Source organism: Thermodesulfobacterium hydrogeniphilum (genome assembly GCF_000746255.1).
GTDB classification, from domain to species: domain Bacteria; phylum Desulfobacterota; class Thermodesulfobacteria; order Thermodesulfobacteriales; family Thermodesulfobacteriaceae; genus Thermodesulfobacterium; species Thermodesulfobacterium hydrogeniphilum.
In genome coordinates, this window is the sequence record NZ_JQKW01000014.1 from 34,961 (window position 1) to 56,912 (window position 21,952).

The window sequence follows — 21,952 nt, forward strand, 5'->3', positions numbered from 1 at the left end:
ATTTTAAACATAAAATAAGTTTTTTAAAGTTATTTTAAAGTTTAAAAATTAAAAAAATATGATATTTTATTGATCAGAATTAAAATTTTTGAGGGGTAGGGGAGTGAGTAAGATAAGGATATTAAGCGGAATGAGACCTACAGGGCCTTTACATTTAGGGCATTTACATGGAGTTCTTAAAAATTGGTTAAAGTTACAGGAAGAATATGAATGTTTTTATTTTATTGCGGATTGGCATGCTTTAACTACTGAATATGAAAATCCTAAAAAAATACAAGGTTTTTCAAAGGAACTATTTTTTGAATGGCTTTCTGTAGGATTATCTCCTGAAAAAAGTACTATTTTTTTACAATCTGCTATTAAGGAACATGCAGAGCTTTATCTAATTTTTAGTATGTTTACACCAGTAGCTTGGTTGGAAAGAAATCCCACTTATAAAGATATGCTTCAAAATTTAAAAAATAAAGATCTTGCTACTTATGGATTCTTGGGATATCCTGTGCTTCAAGCTGCTGATATTCTTATTTATAAGGCAAGAAAAGTTCCTGTTGGACTTGACCAGGTTCCTCATTTAGAGTTAACCAGAGAAATAGCTCGTAGATTTAATTATCTTTATCAGGTAGAATTTTTCCCAGAGCCAGAACCTCTTTTATCTGAAATTCCTAAAATTCCTGGAATAGATGGAAGAAAAATGAGTAAAAGTTATGGAAATGCTATATTTTTAAATGATCCTCCTGAGGTTGTTAGGAAAAAAATTTTATCTTATGTAACAGATATTCAAAGGCCAAGAAAAAGCGATCCAGGAGATCCAGAAAATAGATGTGTAGTTTTTAATTTGATAAAACTCTATTTTAATCAAGAGGAAATTGAAGAAATCATAAAAGGATGTAAAAGTGCAATATTAGGCTGTGTAGAATGTAAAAAGAGATTAGCTGAAAGAGTAATAACAAATTTAGAAAAAATTTGGGAAAAAAGAAAAGAGATAGAAAAAAATAATTGGGAGGATTTACTTTATAAAGGAATAGAGCGGGCAAGAAAAATTGCCCGCCAAACTATAGAAGAGGTGAATTCAATCTTAGGCTTTACCTATAAGTTTTAAAAATTCCTCTTCATTTATAGTTTTTATACCTAATTGTAAAGCTCTTTGATATTTAGAACCTGGACTTTCTCCTACTACTACATAATCTACTTTTCTGGATACTGAATCTGTGACTTTACCACCTAATTCTATTACTTTTCTTTTTGCCTGATCTCTGGTCATAGATTTTAAAGCACCAGTGAAGACAAAAGTTTTACCCTCTAAAATTTTGGGTTTTTCCTCTTCTTTCTTTTCTTCTTCAATAAAAGTAACCCCAGCATCCAGCATTCTCTGGATCATTTTGCGATTTTCTTCATTTTTAAAGAAATCCACTATGGATTTAGCTACTTCATATCCTACTCCTGGAATACTTAATAAATCAGAAACAGAGGCATTCATTAATTTATCAAGAGTTTTAAATTTTTCTGCTAAAAGATAAGCCATAGCTTCTCCTACATGTCTTATACCAAGAGCGTAAATAAAACGGGCTAAAGTAGTTTTTTTACTCTTTTGAATAGCTTCATAAAGATTTTTAGCCTTTTTATAAGCAAATCCTGGAAGTTTCATAAAGTCTTCTAATTTTAAATAATATAAATCTGCTATATTTTGCACAAATCCTTTGTCAACAAGATCTCTGGCTACCTTTTCTCCAAGACCTTCTATATTCATAGCATTTCTACTGGCAAAGTGTAAAATTTTCCTTACTAAGGAGGCATAGCAATTAGGATTAGGACATCTCCAAATAGCTTCTCCGGGTTTTTTAACCAATTTAGTTCTACAAATAGGACAATGAGTGGGAAATACAATTTCTTTTTCTTTACCTGTTCTACGATCTTTTATAGGCATAACTATTTGTGGAATAACATCTCCTGCTCTTTGAACCAATACCCAATCTCCTATACGTACATCTAAATTTTTAATAAAATCTTCATTATGAAGAGTAGCTCTTTCTACAATTACTCCTCCAATTTGCACAGGCTTAAGAATAGCTACAGGTGTAATAGCTCCTGTTCTTCCTACTTGAAAGACAACATCTATTAATTGTGTGGTAACCTGAGTAGGCTGAAATTTATAAGCAAGGGCATACCTGGGAGAGCGTGCTTTTGTTCCTAATTTTTCCCATAAAGAGAGATCATTAACCTTTATAACTATCCCATCTATTTCATAAGGCAAAGTTTCTCTAATTCTTTCTATTTCATGATGATATTTAATAGCTTCTTGGATATTTTTAACAAGTTTAACCATGGGATTTATTTTTAATCCCCATTTAGGAAGTGTTTGAAGAATTTCCCATTGAGTTTTAAATTTATAACCATCAACCCTTCCCACGCCATAGCAAAAAATATCCAATTTTCTTTTAGCTGTTATAGAGGGATCAAGCTGCCTTAAAGATCCAGCTGCAGCATTACGAGGATTAGCAAAGGGTAATTCTCCTTTTCTTACTCTTTCTTCATTCAATCTTTGGAATTCCTCTTTAGTCATAAAAACTTCTCCTCTTATATCAACACGAGGAGGAATATCAGGAGCATCTTCTGTAAATTTTCTAAGTCTTAGAGGTATAGTTTTTATTGTTTTTAAATTGTTAGTAACATCTTCCCCTACATATCCATCTCCTCTGGTTGAACCCACTACAAATACTCCATTTTCATATACCAATTCTACAGCAAGACCATCAATTTTGGGTTCAACAGTGTATTCAATAGGTTGATCCTCGGGGAATCCTAAAAACCTTTTTATTCTTTTATCAAATTCTATAACTTCTTCTTCGTTCATAGCATCATCTAAGGATAACATAGGCTCTACATGAGGGACTTCTTTAAAACCTTCAGCTGGTTTAAATCCCACTCTTTGGGTAGGAGAGTCAGGAGTTATTAATTCGGGATATTTTTCTTCTAATTCCTTTAATTCCCTCATTAAAGCATCATACTCAGCATCAGAAATAACAGGAGAATCTAAAACGTAATATCTATAATTATGATAATCTATTTCTTCTCTTAATTTTTTAACCCTTTCTATTATCTCTGGAGGAATTTCTCTTTTATTAATTTTTTCTTCGGCCATTTTTTTTGACCTCCTGAAATTGAAATTTGTCCGAATTTATTTAAATTATAAATATTTTTATTTTAAAAGACAATATGGATGATGTTAGATTTTATAAACATTTTAAAAAGTATTTACTTGACAAAGTTAAAAAAAGATTATATATTTTGAGAAAAATTTGCAATAAGGGGGCTGAGTTTAATGGCAAGGCATAAGAAGAGAGAAAGGGAGAGAGAAATAGAAAGAAGAAGAAGGAGAAGGGAAAAGCTTCGTAAACTTCGTGCTAAAGGACTTTTTCCAAGACCAGAAGGATATGATACTAAGGTTTATTCTTATGTTGCATATGCAGTAGCTAAGGGTATAATGACCTTAGAAGAAGCTTTAGCAAGATTGGAACAGGCTAAAGTTTCCTAAGGTTTTAATAACTTTTTAGTTCTTTTTCTCTTTAATCTCCCTAATCTTTAGGAGGTTAGGGAGATTTTTCTTTATTTTTATGAAACCGATTCTCAAGGTAGAAAATGTCTATAAAAACTTTGGTTCCAAAATTGTTTTAAAAAATGTGTCTTTTGAGCTTTATCCTTCAGATATTTTAGGTATCATAGGTCCTAATGGAGCTGGTAAAAGTACACTTTTATATATTCTTCTCAATATAATCACTCCTACTTCAGGTAAAATTTTTTATTTTGGAAAAGATTTTTTTAAAAATAGAAGTGAGATTTTAAAAAAGGTTAGTTTTGCTTCTCAATATGTAAGTTTACCTTATTCCCTTACTGTAGAGGAAAATCTTAAAGTTTTTGCCAATCTTTATGAGATAAAAAAAGCAGATAAGAAGATTACTGAACTTTTAGATCTTTTTAGATTAAAAGATAAAAAGAAGGTTTTAACAAGGGCTTTATCTTCTGGAGAGATGATGAGGCTCAATTTGGTAAGAGCTTTTCTAAATGATCCTTTAATTTTACTTTTAGATGAACCTACAGCTGGACTTGATCCAGAATATGTTAAATATATTTCTGAACTTTTAAAATATTTATCTAAGGATAAACAATTAGCTATTATTCTTACTTCTCATCAATTAGGGGAACTTGAAAAAATAATTAACAAAGCTCTTTTAATTAAAAATGGAATAACCCTGGCTTATGGAACTTTGACAGAGCTTTTTAAAAAATTTAAAGTAAATTCTTTGGAAGAGTTATATTTTAAAATTTTAACTTAGGCTATGAAATTAAGTTTTAAAAGAATTTGGGGTATAATTTTAAGACATTTATATCTTTTAAAGCATAGTTTCAGTAGGTGGATAGATCTTTTATATTGGCCTACGGTTGATCTTCTTTTATGGGGATTTATTACTATCTATTTACAAAAAGACTTTTATCCTGAGGGGAAATGGGTTTTTCAATTTATAGGAGCTCTTATCTTTTGGAATATTTTAATAAGAGCTCAACAGGGTTTAGCTGTAGGGTTTTTAGAAGATATATGGGCCAGAAATTTATTACATTTATTTGTTTCTCCTTTAACAATAACAGAATACTTATTGGGATTATTTATTTTTAGTTTATTTAAAGCTTTTATAGCTTCTTTGTTAATGGCTATTATAGCTACCTTTGCTTTTAATTTTAAAATATGGCTTCAAGGAATAGATATTTTTTTAATGGTTTTTAATTTAATATTTTTTGCCTGGAGTATAGGACTACTTACTATGGCTTTTATTTTATTTTTTGGACAGGAGGCAGAAATACTTGCTTGGGCTTTAGCTTTGTTTTTTCTGCCTTTTTCTGCAGTTTTTTATCCTGTAGATGTATTACCTAAGTTTTTTCAATATATAGCACAATTTGTTCCCACTTCTTATATTTTTGAAACCATGAGGAAAGTTTTGTTGGAAGGAGAGGTTTCTTATGTTTTAATTTTAAAAGCCTATTTTTTAACCATTATTTATTTTTTTATAAGTGTTGTAATTTTTATTTTATCCTTTAATTTTGCTAAAAAAACGGGAAAATTTACCAAAATAGGAGAATAATACCCTTGTTTTTTCTTGTAGATTTGTTATTTTTTTAATTGCTATGAAAGCTATACCACAGGAAAAAATTAGAAATTTTAGTATAATAGCACATATAGATCATGGGAAATCTACGCTTGCAGACCGTTTACTTGAAATTACTGGTGCTGTTTCTGCAAGAGAAATGAGGGAACAATATTTAGATAAGCTTGATCTTGAAAGAGAAAGAGGGATCACTATTAAAGCTCAGGCTGTAAGACTTTATTATCAGAAAAAAAACGGAGAGGTTTATCAGCTTAATCTTATAGATACTCCTGGGCATGTAGATTTTACTTATGAGGTATCTCGTGCTCTTGCTGCTTGTGAAGGGGCTTTGTTAGTGGTTGACGCTTCTCAAGGAGTAGAAGCCCAAACTCTTGCAAATGTCTATTTAGCTCTGGAAAACAACTTAGAAATTATACCTGTAATTAATAAAATAGATCTTCCTCAAGCAGATATTGAAAAAACCAAAAAAGAAATAGAAGAAATAGTAGGTCTTCCTGCTGATGATGCCATTTTGGTAAGTGCTAAATTAGGTATTGGAATAGAAAAACTCTTAGAAACTATTGTGGAGAGAATTCCGTCTCCTAAGGGTGATAGAAATAAACCTTTAAGAGCTCTTGTTTTTGATTCTTGGTATGATCCATATTTAGGAGTGGTAGTTTTGATAAGAGTAGTAGATGGAAAGATCTATCCTGGAATGAAAATAAAATTTCTTTCTACAGGAAGAGTTTATGAAGTTACCAAGGTTGGAGTTTTTGCTCCAGAAGCAAGTTCCTTGGATGCTTTATTTGCAGGAGAAGTAGGATTTATAGCAGCTGGAATAAAAGAAGTTAGAGAGGCTAAAATAGGAGACACAATTACTGAGGCTAATGCACAGGTTGAACCTTTACCTGGTTTTAAAGAAAGAAAACCTGTTGTTTTTGCAGGTATTTTCCCTGTAGATAGTGATGATTTTGATGATTTAAGAGAGGCAATAGAAAGACTCTGGTTAAATGATCCTGCTTTTTCTTATGAAATGGAGACTTCTGCAGCTTTGGGCTTTGGTTTTAGATGTGGATTTCAGGGACTTCTTCACATGGAAATTGTCCAGGAAAGACTGGAAAGAGAATTTAAATTGAATTTAATCTCCACCGCTCCATCAGTTAAATATAGAATAAAACTAAGAAATGGTAAAGAAATAGAAGTAGAAAACCCTGCAGATTGGCCAGATCCTGGACTTATTGAGGAAGTTTTAGAACCTTATATAAGAGCAGAAATATACACTCCTAAGGAATATTTAGGAGCTTTAATTAAATTGTGTGAGGAAAAAAGAGGTGTTCAAAAAGAAATAAGATTCATTACACCTGAGAGATGTGTTTTAGTTTATGAGCTGCCTTTTAGCGAAGTAGTTTTAGATTTTTATGATAAATTAAAAAGTTATTCCAGAGGATATGCGTCTTTAGATTATCAATTTATTGGATATAAACCTGGAAATTTAGTGAAAATGGATGTTTTAATAAACAAACAACCTGTAGATGCTCTTTCTTTAATTGTTCATAGAGAAAAGGCTTATTATAGAGGAAGAGAGCTTACAACTAAATTAAAAGAAGTAATTCCAAGACAGCTTTTTGAAGTGGTAATTCAGGCTGCTATAGGAAGTAAAATAATTGCACGTGAAAGGATACCACCTTTAAGAAAAGATGTTCTTGCAAAATGTTATGGAGGGGATGTTACCAGAAAGAAAAAACTTTTGGAAAAACAAAAAGAAGGTAAAAAGAGATTAAAAGCTATAGGACAGGTAGAGATTCCACAAGAGGCTTTTTTAGCGGTGTTAAAAATTTAAAGAAAGGAGATATTAAAATGGAACCTGCTAAAAGTAAAATTTTAGAATGGGTTAAAAGCATTTTAATTGCTTTTCTTTTAGCTTTATTTATACGCACTTTTATAGTTCAGGCTTATAAAATACCTTCAGGTTCTATGATTCCAACATTGCTGGTAGGAGATTATATCTTAGTAAATAAACTTTCTTTTGGTATAAAAAATCCTGTTAAAAATGATTTTATTTATTTTAGAAGACTACCTAAACGACAAGAAATTGTAGTTTTCACATGGCCTCGGGATAAAAAACTGGATTTTATTAAAAGAGTAATAGGACTTCCTGGAGATACTATAGAAATAGTTAATAAAAAAGTATATGTAAATGGCAAACTTTTAAAAGAACCCTATGTTATACATACAGATCCAACTATTTATCCTAAGGAGGTTAGTCCCAGAGATAATTTTGGACCTATAAAGGTTCCTCCAGGTGAAATTTTTGTTATGGGAGATAATAGAGATCAAAGCTATGATAGCAGATTTTGGGGATTTGTTCCTATAAAATATTTAAAAGGAAGTGCAATGATAATATATTTTTCCTGGGATTCTAAACATTTTAGAATAAGATTTAATCGGATTGGAAAGCTTATAAATTAATTACTTAGCTATCATAGCTCTCATTAAATCTGCAGTATTCTCAGAATGGTGGGCAATCCCTAAGATTAGATCCACCAATTTTAGAGTATAAAAAAGTGTAAGAGCATCTTCTATTTTATTAAAAATCTCCTTTTTTACTGTATTGCCAAAATCCTCTGCTATATACTGGGCATATCTAATTTTTCTCACCAGTTCTTTAGCTTGATTTCTGCTTTCTTCATTTTTGTTAAGCAAGAAATCCGCTGAAAAATTTATTAAATCTTCCAGATATTTTAAAGAATCTATACTTTTTATCAAAAGGTTTTCAATATTTTTATGTAAATCCTGTGGCAAATTAACATGTTTGAAGGAAAGCCAATTGAGAATTTCTTCAGCAACATCTGCAATAGCATCCTGTTCTTTTAAATATAAAAACAATTCAAATCTTTCTACAGGAAGAATAATACCCTTGGGTAAATGACCTCTAATGTTTTGTTTAAGTTTATCTGCTTCTTTTTCTATATCAAAAATATGTTTTGCTATTTCTTTTAATCTATTAAGATCGTTGTTATAATAAGCTTCTAAGGATAAAGAAAGTCTTTCAACACACTCTAAAACTAAATGAGCATGTTTTTTTAATAGATCAAAAATCGGAAGATCCTTTAAAACTATATTTTTTAATTCCTTAAATTTTTCTATTTCTTTTTCTAATTTGACTATCCTACCTTCAACTGTAAAAATAACTCCTTCTGCAATATTAGTAGCTAAATCTGCTATTCTTTCAAGATTTTGAATTACAATAATATAATCTACACCGGTTTCTATAAATCTAGGATCACCTTTTTTCATACAACTTTTTACTTGGGATATAAGTTCTGTTTGCAATTTATCTACTATAGAATCATATTCTATTACATAACGAGCCTTTTGAGTGTTTTCTGTAACAAAAGCATTAATAGCAGAGTGGAGCATTTTTAAAGCTTCATTAGCCATAGTTTCTATTTCAACCTTGCATTGAGGAATTGAGTTGTTTTGATATTTAACCAAATTTGAAACTCTAAAAGCTATATTTACAGCTTGATCAGCAGTTCTTTCTAAGTTTCTGGCTATATCAATAGAGGTAATCACAAATCTTAGATCTTTGGCTACAGGTTGTTGCAAAGCTATAATTTCAAGAACAGTTTGAGAAACCATATGTTCATAATAATCTATTTGGTCATCTGCATCTATGACTTTCTGAGCTAAACCAGAATCTAATTTCTCTATAGCTAAAATAGCTCCATTAACAATTTCATCTACATTTTTAGCCATATCTGTTAGAAGGTTTTTTAAAACCTGCAATTCTTTTTCTAACATCAAACGGGTCATATATGCCTCCGATTTTTTGTTAATATTATAAAATTATAATATACCTTTTTGTTAAGTCAAAATTATAACCAATTTTAAAAACTTTTTGCTAAAAAAATTTATTACAAACATTTTAAACAATAAAAAAAATGAATTTGACAAAATTTTAGTTGATATTAAAATAGTCTTTAAAATTTTGAAAGGAGGAGCTTCTGAAATGGATCAAAAAGAGAAAAACCCAGTTAAAGAAAAACATTTTTTAATGGATCAGCAGGATAAAAAGATAAGAGAACAACTTTCTAAAATCAGATATAAAATAATGGTAATGTCAGGAAAAGGAGGGGTAGGGAAAAGCACTGTGTCTGTTAATGTAGCTATTGGTTTATCTTTGCAGGATTTTATGGTAGGATTATTAGATGTAGATTTACATGGTCCTAACATTCCCAAAATGCTTGGAGCAAGAGATTTAAAACTTTCAAGAAAGCCTGATGGCAAAATAGGAGCAATTAAATACTCTCCAAACCTTAAATTTCTTTCTATAGAACCTTTACTTCCTTCAGAAGATGCAGCTGTTATTTGGAGAGGGCCTTTAAAACATTCTGCTATAAGACAATTTATAGGAGATATAGATTGGGGAGAACTTGATTATTTAGTAATTGATGCACCTCCTGGAACAGGAGATGAGCCTCTTACTGTTGCTAAAACTATTCCAGATGCTTATGCTCTTATAGTTACAACTCCTCAAGAAGTTTCTTTAATAGATGTTAAAAAATCTATCAGATTTTGCCAGAAAACAAAAATGAGAATTCTTGGTATTGTAGAAAATATGAGTGGATTTATTTGCCCTCATTGTGGTAAACCTATAGATCTTTTTAAAAAAGGGGGAGGAGAAAAATTAGCCCAAGAACTTGGGCTTAGATTTTTAGGGAGAATTCCTATTGATCCACGTGTGGTAGATACTGGAGATACTGGAAGGCCATTTATTGCTGCTTATCCTGAAAGCCCTACAGCTAAAGCTTTTGAAGAATTAATCAGAAAAATAATATCAGCTACTGAAGAAATGGAAAGAGATGTTTTAGAAGGAAGGTATATGAGAGTAGCCATTCCTGTGGATACACCTCCTAATAAAATGGAGGCTGATATAAATAAAGCAGATATGTATGCTATTTATGATATTGAAAATGGAAAAATTTTAGTAAAAGATGTAATTAAAAAACCAGAAAATCAAGATTTATTGGATTTCCTTAAAGAACAAGTAGCTACTCATATTATTTTATTCAATCCGCCCAAAGAATTGGCTGATTATCTTTCTGATAATGGTATAATAATATTATTAACAGATTCTCCCCAGGAAGCTCCTGATAATTTAATAAATGAACTTATCAAAGTACAAAACCAATAAGTGGAAGTTTATTATTTTACTTTTACAGGAACTTCAAAGAAAATAGCAGAATTTATTGGAAAAATTTTTAATATAAAACCAAAGGAGATAAAAAGTTATAAATTGCCTTATCTCCTTTGGTTATTTTTATCTTTTATACCTTATTTATCTTTAAAAGCTATTTTTGAACCACCTACAAATGATACCGTTATTCTTTGTTTTCCAAAATGGACTTTTAATTGTCCCCCTGTAACTTGTTTTTTAAAAAAAATAAAGTGTAAAAAACTTGTTTTAATAATAAGCTATAAAGGATGGGGAGAAAAAAGTTATGCCAATTTATACAAGAAATTGATTTCAAAGGATGTTAAAAAAGTAACAGTTATTTTAATAAAAGAAAGGGTTTGGAAAGAGATTGAAAAAATTATTTATAAATCAGATTAACATGATATAATATTAAATATGAAATTTCAACCTTCGGAATTATTAGAAAGAAAAAATAAAGAACTTACAGCTCTTTTTGAAATCAGCAAAATTTTAAGTTCTTCTTTTGATTTAAAAACCAATCTTGAAAAAGCTTTAAAGGTTCTTTCTGATATTTTGGACATGCAAAGGGCAACTATTACTCTTTATGATTCTGATACCAATACACTTCAAATTGCAGTTGCTTATGGACTCACAAAAGAGCAAATAAAAAGAGGTAAATATAAAATAGGGGAGGGTATAGTTGGAAGAGTTTTTCAAACCGGAGAACCTATGATAATCCCAAATATTGGTAAAGAACCCCTGTTTTTAAATAGAACAGGAGCAAGATTAAATAAAGATAATATATCTTTTTTATGTGTTCCTTTAAAAATAGAAGAGGAGATTTTAGGAGTTTTTTCAGTTGATAGGATTTTTAGTGAAGAAATTGATCTGGAAGAAGATATTAGAGTTTTGAATATTGTTGCCGCACTTATAGCTCAGTATCTGAAACTTTATCAATTATTTAATAAAGAAAAAGCTGAGAAAGAAAGATTATCCTTAGAGCTTAAGAAAAAATACAAATTACAAAATGTAGTAGGAATATCTGATAAAATGCAAGAAGTTTTTAAAATAGCTTTAAAAGCAGCCAAAAGTAAAGCTACAATCCTTTTAACAGGAGAAAGTGGAACAGGAAAAGAATTAATAGCCCGTGCTATTCATTATGAAAGTGATAGAGCTAAAGGTCCTTTTATAGCTATAAATTGTGCAGCTATACCAGAAAATTTACTTGAAGCTGAACTTTTTGGTTATGAAAAGGGTTCTTTTACTGGTGCTTTGATCTCCAAGCCTGGAAAATTTGAATTAGCAAACGGAGGAACTATCTTTTTAGATGAAATAGGAGATTTACCTCTTTCTCTTCAGGCTAAGCTTTTAAGAGTAATTCAGGATAGGACTTTTGAAAGGATAGGAGGAACCAGGCCAATAAAGGTGGATGTAAGAATTATAGCTGCTACTAATAAAAACTTGGAAGATATGGTAAAAAATGGTTCTTTTAGAGAAGATTTGTACTACAGATTGAACGTTATTCCAATTTACCTTCCTCCTTTAAGAGAAAGAAAAGAAGATCTACCTCTTTTAATTGATTATTTTCTAAAAAAGTTCAACAAGGAATATGACAGAAATCTTAACATAAATCAAGAAGCTATGAAAAAACTTATAAATTATTCTTGGCCTGGAAATGTAAGAGAACTGGAAAATACAATAGAAAGATTGGTTGTTCTTGCTGAAGGAGAAGAAATAACTTTAAATGATCTTCCTTTTTATATAAAGCAAGAAGAAAATCCCAAAATAATAAGAATAAAATCTGGAGAATCACTTACTTATCAACTTGAGCTTATTGAAAAAAAAGCTATAGAAGAAGCATTGAAATCCTGCAATTATAATCAAACCAAAGCTGCTAAAATGCTTGGTCTTACAAAAAGACAAATTAATTATAAAATAAAAAAATATGGATTAATGTAAAGGGGCAAAAGCCCCCAAAAGTTTTATAATATTGGAAGATATTTTTCTAATTCATAAGGAAAGACTTGAACCCTATATTTATCCCATTCCATCTTCTTAGCAATAATTAATTCTTTAAAAATATGATCTCCCAATGTTTCTTTAAGAAGTTCGCTTTTTTCTGCATATTCAATAGCTTCACCAAGACTACCAGGTAAATTATCAATACCTAAGGATCTTCTTTCTTCTTCGCTCATATGGAAAATATCTTTTTCTATAGGTTCAGGAAGTTTATAACCTTCTTTAATTCCTTCAAGACCTGCAGCAAGCATACAGGCAAAAGCAAGATAAGGATTACATGCAGGATCAGGACTTCTAAGCTCTATACGAGTTGCTTTCTCTTTACCAGGTTTATACATAGGAACTCTAATAAGAGCTGAGCGGTTTCTTCTTGCCCAAGAAATATACACCGGTGCTTCATATCCTGGAACAAGTCTTTTATAAGAATTAACCCATTGATTGAGAACCAAGGTAATCTCTTTAATATGAGTTAAAAGACCAGCTATGTATTTCTTAGCTATATCTGAAAGGTGATATTTATCGTTAGGATCAAAAAAAGCATTTTTATCTCCCTTAAAAAGAGATTGATGGGTATGCATACCACTTCCGTTTTCACCAAAAATAGGTTTTGGCATAAAAGTAGCATAAAATCCATATTTTTTGGCAACTTCCTTAACAACAATTCTGTAAGTCATTACAATATCAGCCATTTCTAAAGCATCAGCATATCTTAAGTCAATTTCATGCTGCGAAGGGGCAACCTCATGGTGAGAATATTCAACTCTTATTCCCATTTGTTCCAAACAAAAGATGGTTTCTCTTCTTAAGTCTTCTGCAGCATCCATAGGGTAGTCAAAATAACTACCTCTATCCAAAATTTCGGTTCCCTGATCATTTTTAAAGTAAAAATATTCAAGCTCAGGACCTAAATAAAAATTAGTAAATCCCATTTCTTTCATTTTTTCAAGATTTCTTTTTAATACATATCTTGGATCTCCTTCATAAGGAGAACCATCAGGTCTATAAATATCGCAGAACATTCTGGCAACAGCTTTTTCTTTTGGTCTCCAAGGTAAAATGGTAAATGTCGTCGGATCAGGAATAGCAATCATGTCTGATTCTTCAATAGGAGAAAAACCTTTTATAGAGGATCCATCAAAACCCATTCCTTCTTCAAAAGCAACATCCAACTCCTCTACAGGAACTGCAAAGCTTTTAAGCTGTCCCAAAACATCAGTAAACCAAAATCTTACAAACTTTACATCATACTGTTTGATAAGTTCCATCACATCTTTCTTATCTCTGGGTTTCTTTTTGATCATAATACCGCCTCCTTTCTTAGTTTTAGTTTTTTAATAAACAAAATATATGCCTACTTAACCCTTTATTAAATCTAACCTTTAATAAAGTTTTTAAGCACATTTTTATAACAATTTTGTATCAATAACAAATTTGTTGTTTATTCTAAAAAATTTTCACCTGTGAAATCCAAAGCACCTAATTTAGAGAGGAAACCACCATCCCAGACCCAATGGGCAACAGGAATAGAGCAAGACCTGGTAGAGTCATTAACATAACAAAAGCAGAAGCAACTAAAAGCCAGGCAGTATCTCCTGTGTTAATTTTAGCAGTTTCTTGAACTAAAGTCAGATTATTAAAACAGAGAACACTTAGTAAACTTATAAACCCAATCCTTTTTAACTTCATCTTTTTTTCCTCCTGCAATAATTATTATTTATATTTTTGAAATAAGAAGTATAGGACTCCCTCCTTTATTTTTTTATTTTTTATATAAAATATTGCAATATATATGCCAATTTAGATTCAAGAAATTATAAAGCTTGGAGGAATTTATTTTGTTACAATAATGTTTTAAAAAAATAATAATGTAAAAACTTTTCAAAAATTGATAAAACTAATAATGTTTCAATATATACTAAGCCCCAGAATTTTTTTATTAAAAACGGAACAATAATGGAAAAGAGTCTGAATTAAAAGAATTTAGAAGTTATAGGCATTCGCCAATCTTTGCCAAAAGCTCTGGAAGTAATTTTGGGTCCAATAGGTGCTTGTTTTCTTTTAAATTCTGCAATTTTAATCATTTTAAAAACTTTATTAACTATTTCTTTTTTGAAACCTCTTTGAATTATTTCTTTTTCAGAAAGGCCTTCCTCTATAAATAATTGTAAAATTTTATCAAGTATTTCATAAGGAGGTAAAGTGTCTTGATCTGTTTGATCAGGTTTTAATTCTGCGGAAGGAGGTTTTTTAAAAACTCTTTCAGGTATATCAGGTTTTATAGAATTACGATATTGGGCTAATTTATAGACCCAGGTTTTATAAACATCTTTTAAAGGGCTAAAACCTCCTGCCATATCGCCGTAAATAGTAGTATACCCTACAGCAGATTCACTTTTATTAGATGTAGATAAAACCAAGGCTCCTAATTTATTAGAAAGATAAAAAAGAATATTTGCTCTTATTCTGGCTTGTAAGTTTTCATCAGCCACTGTAAAATTCGGGAAATTTAAAATATCTCTAAATATCTCAAAAATTTTATCAATAGAGTAAATATAAAAAGAAATTTCTAAATTTCTAACCAACTCTTCAACATCTTCTTTACTTTCTTTAGAAGTAAATTGAGAAGGCATAAAAACACCTATAACATTTTCTTTGCCCAAGGCATCTACTGCTAAACAAGCAACTAAGGAAGAATCTATGCCTCCTGAAAGTCCTAAAACAACTTTTTTAAATTCATTTTTATAAACATAATCTCTAATACCTGTGATAATGGCTTTGTAGATCTCCTCTTCAAATTCTGGATTTTTTTCAATCCCTCCTTTTTTATTTTCTAAAATATTTCTTTTATTTTTTAAATTTATAATATCAACACTGTCTTCCATAAATTGTATTTCTCTAAGACGAATATTTATAAGCCTTTTTCTTTCAACTTTACTGATTTCCAGACTTACGGTTTGTATATCTTCTTCAAAGGCTTTTAATCTTGCAATTATATTTCCTTCTGGATCAATTATTAAGCTTCTTCCATCAAAAACAAGTTCATCCTGAGCTCCTACCATATTTATATAAACTAAATAAGCTATATTATCTTCAGCTCGTGCTTTAAGAAAATTTTCTTTAAACTGATATTTACCTACATGATAAGGGGAGGCATTAATACTGATAAAAACCTCTGCACCTAAGGAAGCATATAATCTTTCCCAACCATCAGGATACCAAATATCTTCACAAATAGAAAAGCCAATCTTAATATTATTTAAATTTAAAAGAACTGGTCTATTTCCTTTTTTAAAATATCTCTTTTCATCAAAAACAGAATAATTTGGTAAATAGCATTTATAATACTTACCTATAATGTTTCCTTTATATATAAGGATTAAAGCATTAAATAGGTCATTTTCATAATAAGGAGTTCCTATAACTCCAATAGAATTTAAATTTTGGGACATTTCAAGAAGTTCTTTAAGGGTTTTTTGACACTCTAAAATAAAATCTAGTCTCAATAACAAATCTTCTGGAGGGTAACCACAAATAGAAAATTCAGGAAAAACTACTAAATGTGAATTTTCGTCATATTTCTTCCAAATATCTAAAATTTTATTTAAATTATATTTAAAATCTCCTATTATAGGATCAATTTGAGCTAAGGTTATATTTAAAAATCGCATATTAAAAATGTATAATATTTTTTTAAAATTGTAAGGGTTTTTATAAATATTTAACAAATTTTTTGTAATTTTAAATGTGAAAATAGGTTTTAAAAATAAAATTCCTCTTATTTTATCTTGGAAAATCAGGAATATAAATTATAATTATTTATTTTAAAAAAAAAGAATTTTTAAATAAAAATTTTAAATAAAGGGGTCTTAAAATGAATTATTTAGAATTTGATGCTTGTGGAGTAGGGTTTGTTTGTGATATAAATAACAAAGAAAGTTATCAAATAGTAAAATGGGGGATAGAGGCAGTTAAAAATCTTACACATAGAGGGGCTATAGGAGGAGATGGAAAGACAGGGGATGGTGCTGGAATACTTATAAACATCCCTAAGAAATTTTTTGGAGACTATTTAAAAGAAAATTCCTTAGAAATTTCAGATATAAATAATTTAGCTGTAGGAGCAGTTTTTCTCTATAAAGATGTTAAAAATAAAATAGAAAAACATATTAATAGATCTCCTTTTAAATTAATTTCCTGGAGAGAAGTTCCTATAGATACCTCTGCTGTTGGAGATTCTGCTTTGCAAGTCATGCCTAAGATTTTTCATCTTCTTTTAGATACTGAAAAAGTAGAAAAAAATAGGGTAGAATTAGAGCTTTATTTTTTAAGAAGACAGATAGAAAAAGATCCAGATCTGGCAGAAAAGGTATATATTGCTTCTCTTTCTGCAAGAACTTTGGTTTATAAAGGTATGTTGGTTGCTCCCCAATTGGATAAATTTTATATTGAATTAAGGGATGAAAGAATAGAATCCTCTATTTGTCTTTTTCATCAAAGATATTCTACTAATACCTTTCCAGATTGGACTTTAGCTCAACCTTTTAGATATTTGGCTCATAATGGAGAAATAAATACTTTACAAGGTAATAGAAACCTTATTCTCGCTTTACAAAATGAATTTGAACATGAATTATTTGGAGAAAAAATAGAACTTGTTAAACCTTTGGTTTCTTTGGAAGAAAGTGATTCTGCTTCCTTAGACAGAGTTTTTGAACTTTTATGTCTGGCTGGATATTCTCCAGCCCATGTTATTAATATGCTAATTCCTCCTGCTTGGGAAAATGTTCCAGATATGCCAGAAGAAATTCGTTTATTTTTTGAATTTCAATCTTTTATGATGCAACCTTGGGATGGTCCTGCTGCAATAGCTTTTACTGATGGTGAAGTGATTGGGGCTCATCTTGATAGAAATGGCTTGAGACCTTGCAGATACATACTTACAGAAGATGGAATAATGGTTCTTGGCTCTGAAGTAGGAATGATAGATCTTTCTGGTAAAAAGATAAAAGAAAAGGGTAGGTTAGGACCTGGAGATACTATAATAGTGGAACTCTTTTCTGGAAAAGTAAAAAAAACTGATGAAATTTTAAAAGAACTCTCAGCCTCCAAACCTTATAAAGACTGGATTAAAAAATATCTGGTAAGACTTTCTAAAATTGTTCAAAATTCAACTATAAATCATCCTCAAGAAGATAAAGAAAGAATTAGGAAACAAATAGCTTTTGGTTATACTCAAGAGGAATTAGAAAATATTCTTTCTTATATGGCTAATGAAGGAAAAGAGGTTACTTTTTCTACAGGAGATGATACCCCTATTCCTCCTCTTTCTGAAAGACCTGTTTTACTTTTTAAATATTTTAAACAGAGATTTGCTCAGGTTACCAACCCTCCTATAGACCCTATTAGAGAAAAAAGCATTATGTCTCTAAGAATGTCTTTGGGAGCCAAAGGTAATTGTTTAAAAGAAACTGAAGAACATGCCAGAAAATTAGAAATTGAAAGTCCTGTTTTATTACCTTATGAATTTTCGGCTATAGAAAATCAAAATAAAATCAAAGTTAGTAAAGTTTCTATAACCTATCCTAAAAATTCTTTTTTAGAAGAAGCTATAAATCAGCTATGTCAAAAGGTTGAAGAAGAAATTTCTAAAGGCGTAGAAATAGTTATTCTTTCTGATAAAGATATTAATAAAGATAAAATAGCAATTCCCAGTTTATTGGCTATTTCTGCAGTTTTCACTCATCTTTTAAATAAAAGCTTAGCTACAAAAGCTTCTTTAGTTTTAGAAACAGGAGAAGCTAGAGACACTCATCAGTTTTGCTGTCTTATAGGATATGGAGCTTCGGCTATTTATCCTTATTTAGCTTATGAAACTATTTATGAACTTTGTCAAAAAGGTCTTGTAAAACATAGTTATGAACAAGCGATTTTAAATTATAAAAAAGCTTTAGAAGCTGGAATTTTAAAAATAATGTCTAAAATGGGGATTTCTACTCTAAGCTCTTATTATATAGGAAAAATTTTTGAAACTGTTTGTTTAAATAAAGATTTTGTTGAAAAATATTTTCCTGGAACTCCTGTTACTATAGAAGCAGATGGAATAAAAGAAGTAGAAAATAGTCTCTTGAGAAGGCATAAATCTGCTTTTGAATCTGTTGAGCCCAAACTTGATGTTGGTGGAGAGATGAGATTCAAAAAAGGTGGAGAATGGCATGCTTGGTCTCCTGAGGTTGTCAGAGCTTTTCATAAATTTTTAAAAACTCAAGATTATAAAGATTATAAAGAATTTTCAAAAATTGCCAATAATATCCGTCCAGCCTTTATAAGGCATTTATTAACCTATAAAAAGGCTGAAAATCCAATTTCCATTGAAGAAGTTGAACCTGTAGAGGAAATTTTAAAAAGATTTGTAATTAGTGCTATGTCCTTAGGAGCTTTATCTCCAGAAGCTCATGAGACTTTGGCTGAAGCAGCTAATAGACTTGGAATGAAGAGTGATTCTGGAGAAGGAGGGGAAGATCCAGCAAGATATTGGACTGTTAAAAATTCTGCTATTAAACAGGTAGCTTCTGGAAGGTTTGGGGTTACTCCCACTTATTTGGCTTCTGCAAAAGAGATAGAGATAAAAATAGCCCAAGGAGCCAAGCCTGGAGAAGGCGGGCAACTTCCTGGTCATAAAGTTAATGAATATGTAGCCAAATTAAGACATTCTCAACCTGGAGTTACTTTAATTTCTCCTCCGCCTCATCATGATATTTATTCCATAGAAGATCTGGCTCAGCTTATTAACGATCTTAAAGAAGCCAACCCACAGGCTAAGGTCTGTGTAAAGTTGGTATCAGAAATAGGAGTAGGAACAATTGCTGCAGGAGTTGCTAAGGGTTATGCAGATGTAATTAAGATTAGCGGAGGAGAAGGTGGTACAGGAGCAAGCCCTTATTCTTCTATTAAACATGCTGGAAATTACTGGGAAATTGGTCTTGCTGAGACCCAAAGAATCTTAATGGAAAATAATCTTAGAGATAAAGTAATAATTAAAGCTGATGGTGCTATAAGAACAGGAAAAGATGTTATAATCTTAGCACTTTTTGGAGCAGAGCAATACGGATTTGGTACAGCAGCTTTAGTAGCTCTAAAATGTGTAATGGACAGAAAATGCCATACTAATAGATGTCCTATGGGAATTGCAACTCAGGATCCAGAGTATAGAAAGAGATTTAAGGGCAAAGTAGAAGAGGTAATGGCTTATTTTAAAGCAGTAGCTCAAGAAGTAAGAGAGATTTTAGCAGAAATGGGATTTAGAAGTCTTAATGAAATAATTGGAAAAAGAAATCTTTTGGAAATAAGAACTTATGAAGAATTTCCTGGTTCTAAAAGAATAAAACTTAAAGAGTTTTTAATAGAAAATTATACCAAAGATAAACCTTTGAAATGTCTTATTGATAGAAATGATAATCCCAGAAGATCAGAACTTGCTAAAAGGCTTGAAGAAGAGATTAAACCTTTTATAGAAAAAGGAGAAAAGGTTTTTAGAGAATATGAGATAAAAAATATAGATAGAAGCATACCTACCAGACTTAATTATTACATAGCTGTAAAATATAAAGATCAGGGACTTCCTGAAGATACTATTAATCTTACTTTTATTGGGACTGCTGGGCAGAGTTTTGGAGCTTTTAATCATAAGGGAATGTCTCTTACTTTAATTGGAGAGGCTAATGATTATGTAGGAAAAGGAATGAATGGAGGAAGAATTATTTTAAAACCTGCTGATATAGAAGACACTCAAAATCATGTTATTATGGGAAATACCTGTCTTTATGGTGCTACTGGAGGAGAACTTTTTGCTGCAGGAAAAGCGGGTGAAAGGTTTGCTATAAGAAATAGTGGAGCTATAGCAGTAGTGGAAGGAGCAGGGCTTCATTGCTGTGAATATATGACAGGGGGAATTGTGGTAGTTCTTGGAAATGTAGGATTTAACTTTGGTGCAGGTATGACAGGAGGATATGCCTATGTTTTAAATTTAGATGGCAATATTGAGAAAAAAGTTAATTATTCCTATGTTACTTTAAGACAACTTCTTACTGAGGATGAATATATTGAATTAAAAAATTTAATTAAAAAACATTATAAATATACAGAAAGTCCTTGGGCTAAGCATATTCTTGAGAATTATGATAAATTTGTAGAAATGTTTTTTAAAATTATTCCTTTAGAACAATATCAAAAACACATACCTGAAGTCAAAGAGCCAGGAGAAGAAGGATAAAAGAATTAATTTAACAGATAGAACTTAGCTTTATCTGAAATATATAAAAGTTTGGATTTTACTTGAAGAATTAAATAAGTTTGTGGTATCTAATCGATTTTACATAATATACATTATCGGAAGTTAATTATTTAAATGTAAAAGATTGTAAAAAGTTGCAAAAAATTGTAAATCCCTAATCTCTAAAACTTAACAAGTTTAACAAAAAAACAGTAGCATAGCTTCCGGAAGGAAGAAAAAATCTAAAAGTAAATACTTTACAGTCATAATTAATTATTTTCATACCTTCTGGAAAAACCATAATTTTCCTTGTTCCAGAGGTAAAAATTTTTAATCCTAAGGCCTCAGCTTCCAAAACATCCTCTAATTTTTCTTCTTTAATTATTTTCAAAATTTCTTTTTTTATAATCTCTGGACCATCCCAATTCAATACTTCAGAACTAATAAATGGCAATTCAAAATCTTTAAAATTTTTTAAAATTGGAGAAAGTTCTTTATAGAAACAAATTTTTTCTTTACGAATAAAAGGCAAACAAAAGTGATGTGTTACTTTTTTAATAAAATTTGTTAAAATTCTATTCCATAGTAAACTCTGATAAGAAAAAAAGAATAATAATTTCAAAGACTTAGGAAATATTTTAAAGACTTTTTCTGCATTCTGTTTTTTAATGTATGTTATTAAGACTCTTTTTTCTATAGTAGATAAATGTCCTGCCTCTTTAAAAAATTCCTCCCAATTACCCCAGAATTTTTTGAGAATTCTTTTTTTACCAGGATGTTGGGTAAAATATTCTTTCAAAGCACCTTCATAATCTTTATCTAAAAAATATTTCACTAAAGGCTTTTTCATATATAAATCAGGGGCAAACCTTTGTTCTCCAAAATAATTGGCAAAACCAATTCCTTTAAGCTTATTTAAATTTTTAATAATCCTTTCAGGATTAACATTTTTTAAAGTAATGGTAAAAATATTTCCTTTAGCATCTCCTAATTTTAAAGGCTTACTCCCCTTCCCTATATATTCTAATTTAAAATTAGAACCTGTTAGATCTTTTTCAGGACCGTTTTTTATAGAAATATATTGAATGGTTATAGCTCTTTTATCTTTTAATCCGCAAAAACCTATTCTATCTCTTGAAATTTTCCAGTATTTTTCAATTAAATCTAAAGCTAAAAATGTGTTAATGTTCCTTTTAGTAAGTTTATAATAACTATATTCCCCCTGCTCTTCTAATTTTAAATCCACTACTTCTTCAACTCTAAATTCTTCTGGATGAGTTTTTATTTTCCCTTTTAACAATTTTAAATAACTCATAATATAAAAAAATT

16 protein-coding genes are annotated in these 21,952 nt (G+C 30.2%); 10 read left to right on the forward strand and 6 right to left on the reverse strand.

Annotated features, from left to right (window positions below):
* Positions 1 to 103: 103 nt before the first annotated feature.
* Positions 104 to 1,099, forward strand: coding sequence for a tryptophan--tRNA ligase (gene trpS / locus CC87_RS08090; RefSeq protein WP_038057986.1), 996 nt, complete (start codon positions 104 to 106; stop codon positions 1,097 to 1,099).
* On the opposite strand, the gene ligA is transcribed toward trpS, so the two are convergent.
* Entirely contained in the window at positions 1,076 to 3,139 is a 2,064-nt protein-coding gene (ligA, locus tag CC87_RS08095) for an NAD-dependent DNA ligase LigA (protein WP_051920803.1), read from the reverse strand. The genes trpS and ligA overlap by 24 nt on opposite strands.
* 180 nt (positions 3,140 to 3,319) lie before the next feature.
* Here ligA and CC87_RS08100 point away from each other — a divergent pair, with 180 nt between their 5' ends.
* The 5 genes from CC87_RS08100 (at position 3,320) to lepB (ending at position 7,604) form a co-directional block, all read left to right on the forward strand.
* Complete coding sequence (locus CC87_RS08100; protein ID WP_038057989.1) at positions 3,320 to 3,532, forward strand: hypothetical protein; 213 nt, start codon at positions 3,320 to 3,322, stop codon at positions 3,530 to 3,532.
* A 79-nt stretch (positions 3,533 to 3,611) separates the two neighbouring features.
* On the forward strand, positions 3,612 to 4,331 hold the full coding sequence (locus tag CC87_RS08105) for an ABC transporter ATP-binding protein (protein WP_038057992.1): 720 nt from the start codon (positions 3,612 to 3,614) through the stop codon (positions 4,329 to 4,331).
* A gap of 3 nt (positions 4,332 to 4,334) precedes the next feature.
* A complete protein-coding gene (locus CC87_RS08110; RefSeq protein ID WP_038057995.1) occupies positions 4,335 to 5,132 on the forward strand; it encodes an ABC transporter permease in 798 nt (265 codons plus the stop codon).
* 52 nt (positions 5,133 to 5,184) lie between these two features.
* Positions 5,185 to 6,975, forward strand: a complete 1,791-nt coding sequence (gene lepA / locus CC87_RS08115; protein WP_342666631.1) for a translation elongation factor 4 — start codon at positions 5,185 to 5,187, stop codon at positions 6,973 to 6,975.
* Positions 6,976 to 6,992: 17 nt separating this feature from the next.
* Positions 6,993 to 7,604 (forward strand): signal peptidase I, encoded by a 612-nt coding sequence (lepB, locus tag CC87_RS08120; protein WP_038058001.1) that lies wholly within the window; start codon positions 6,993 to 6,995, stop codon positions 7,602 to 7,604.
* Here the strand turns inward: lepB and phoU are convergent, their stop codons facing one another.
* Positions 7,605 to 8,951 (reverse strand): phosphate signaling complex protein PhoU, encoded by a 1,347-nt coding sequence (gene phoU, locus CC87_RS08810; protein WP_051920805.1) that lies wholly within the window; start codon positions 8,949 to 8,951, stop codon positions 7,605 to 7,607.
* Between the two features lie 196 nt (positions 8,952 to 9,147).
* Here phoU and CC87_RS08130 point away from each other — a divergent pair, with 196 nt between their 5' ends.
* Genes CC87_RS08130 through nifA form a run of 3 tightly spaced genes read left to right on the forward strand, consistent with a single transcriptional unit; the run spans position 9,148 to position 12,294 of the window.
* The gene (locus tag CC87_RS08130; RefSeq protein ID WP_038058062.1) at positions 9,148 to 10,332 is read left to right on the forward strand and encodes a P-loop NTPase; all 1,185 of its coding nucleotides are present in this window, start codon (positions 9,148 to 9,150) and stop codon (positions 10,330 to 10,332) included.
* Entirely contained in the window at positions 10,333 to 10,752 is a 420-nt protein-coding gene (locus CC87_RS08135) for a hypothetical protein (RefSeq protein ID WP_038058004.1), read from the forward strand.
* An 18-nt stretch (positions 10,753 to 10,770) separates the two neighbouring features.
* Complete coding sequence (nifA, locus tag CC87_RS08140) at positions 10,771 to 12,294, forward strand: nif-specific transcriptional activator NifA (RefSeq protein WP_038058006.1); 1,524 nt, start codon at positions 10,771 to 10,773, stop codon at positions 12,292 to 12,294.
* A gap of 23 nt (positions 12,295 to 12,317) precedes the next feature.
* Here the strand turns inward: nifA and CC87_RS08145 are convergent, their stop codons facing one another.
* The 3 genes from CC87_RS08145 to CC87_RS08155 form a co-directional block, all read right to left on the reverse strand.
* Positions 12,318 to 13,655, reverse strand: a complete 1,338-nt coding sequence (locus CC87_RS08145) for a glutamine synthetase family protein (protein WP_038058009.1) — start codon at positions 13,653 to 13,655, stop codon at positions 12,318 to 12,320.
* A gap of 175 nt (positions 13,656 to 13,830) precedes the next feature.
* On the reverse strand, positions 13,831 to 14,040 hold the full coding sequence (locus tag CC87_RS09230; RefSeq protein ID WP_038058012.1) for an ammonium transporter: 210 nt from the start codon (positions 14,038 to 14,040) through the stop codon (positions 13,831 to 13,833).
* A gap of 284 nt (positions 14,041 to 14,324) precedes the next feature.
* Positions 14,325 to 16,022 carry an NAD+ synthase gene (locus tag CC87_RS08155; protein WP_038058015.1) on the reverse strand — a complete coding sequence of 566 codons (1,698 nt, stop codon included), beginning with the start codon at positions 16,020 to 16,022 and terminating at the stop codon, positions 14,325 to 14,327.
* A 203-nt stretch (positions 16,023 to 16,225) separates the two neighbouring features.
* On the opposite strand from CC87_RS08155, the gene gltB reads away from it, so the two are divergent.
* Positions 16,226 to 20,623, forward strand: a complete 4,398-nt coding sequence (gene gltB, locus CC87_RS08160; protein WP_038058018.1) for a glutamate synthase large subunit — start codon at positions 16,226 to 16,228, stop codon at positions 20,621 to 20,623.
* A 175-nt stretch (positions 20,624 to 20,798) separates the two neighbouring features.
* Here gltB and truD read toward each other — a convergent pair whose 3' ends face one another.
* Entirely contained in the window at positions 20,799 to 21,938 is a 1,140-nt protein-coding gene (truD, locus tag CC87_RS08165; protein WP_084222240.1) for a tRNA pseudouridine(13) synthase TruD, read from the reverse strand.
* Between the last annotated feature and the right edge of the window lie 14 nt (positions 21,939 to 21,952).

Coding starts and splice junctions, on each gene's coding strand:
- ligA (WP_051920803.1), bottom strand. CDS start 3,139: ATGGCCGAAGAAAAAATTAATAAAAGAGAAATTCCTCCAGAGATAATA.
- CC87_RS08100 (WP_038057989.1), top strand. CDS start 3,320: ATGGCAAGGCATAAGAAGAGAGAAAGGGAGAGAGAAATAGAAAGAAGA.
- CC87_RS08105 (WP_038057992.1), top strand. CDS start 3,612: ATGAAACCGATTCTCAAGGTAGAAAATGTCTATAAAAACTTTGGTTCC.
- CC87_RS08110 (WP_038057995.1), top strand. CDS start 4,335: ATGAAATTAAGTTTTAAAAGAATTTGGGGTATAATTTTAAGACATTTA.
- lepB (WP_038058001.1), top strand. CDS start 6,993: ATGGAACCTGCTAAAAGTAAAATTTTAGAATGGGTTAAAAGCATTTTA.
- phoU (WP_051920805.1), bottom strand. CDS start 8,951: ATGACCCGTTTGATGTTAGAAAAAGAATTGCAGGTTTTAAAAAACCTT.
- CC87_RS08130 (WP_038058062.1), top strand. CDS start 9,148: ATGGATCAAAAAGAGAAAAACCCAGTTAAAGAAAAACATTTTTTAATG.
- nifA (WP_038058006.1), top strand. CDS start 10,771: ATGAAATTTCAACCTTCGGAATTATTAGAAAGAAAAAATAAAGAACTT.
- CC87_RS08145 (WP_038058009.1), bottom strand. CDS start 13,655: ATGATCAAAAAGAAACCCAGAGATAAGAAAGATGTGATGGAACTTATC.
- CC87_RS09230 (WP_038058012.1), bottom strand. CDS start 14,040: ATGAAGTTAAAAAGGATTGGGTTTATAAGTTTACTAAGTGTTCTCTGT.
- CC87_RS08155 (WP_038058015.1), bottom strand. CDS start 16,022: ATGCGATTTTTAAATATAACCTTAGCTCAAATTGATCCTATAATAGGA.
- gltB (WP_038058018.1), top strand. CDS start 16,226: ATGAATTATTTAGAATTTGATGCTTGTGGAGTAGGGTTTGTTTGTGAT.
- truD (WP_084222240.1), bottom strand. CDS start 21,938: ATGAGTTATTTAAAATTGTTAAAAGGGAAAATAAAAACTCATCCAGAA.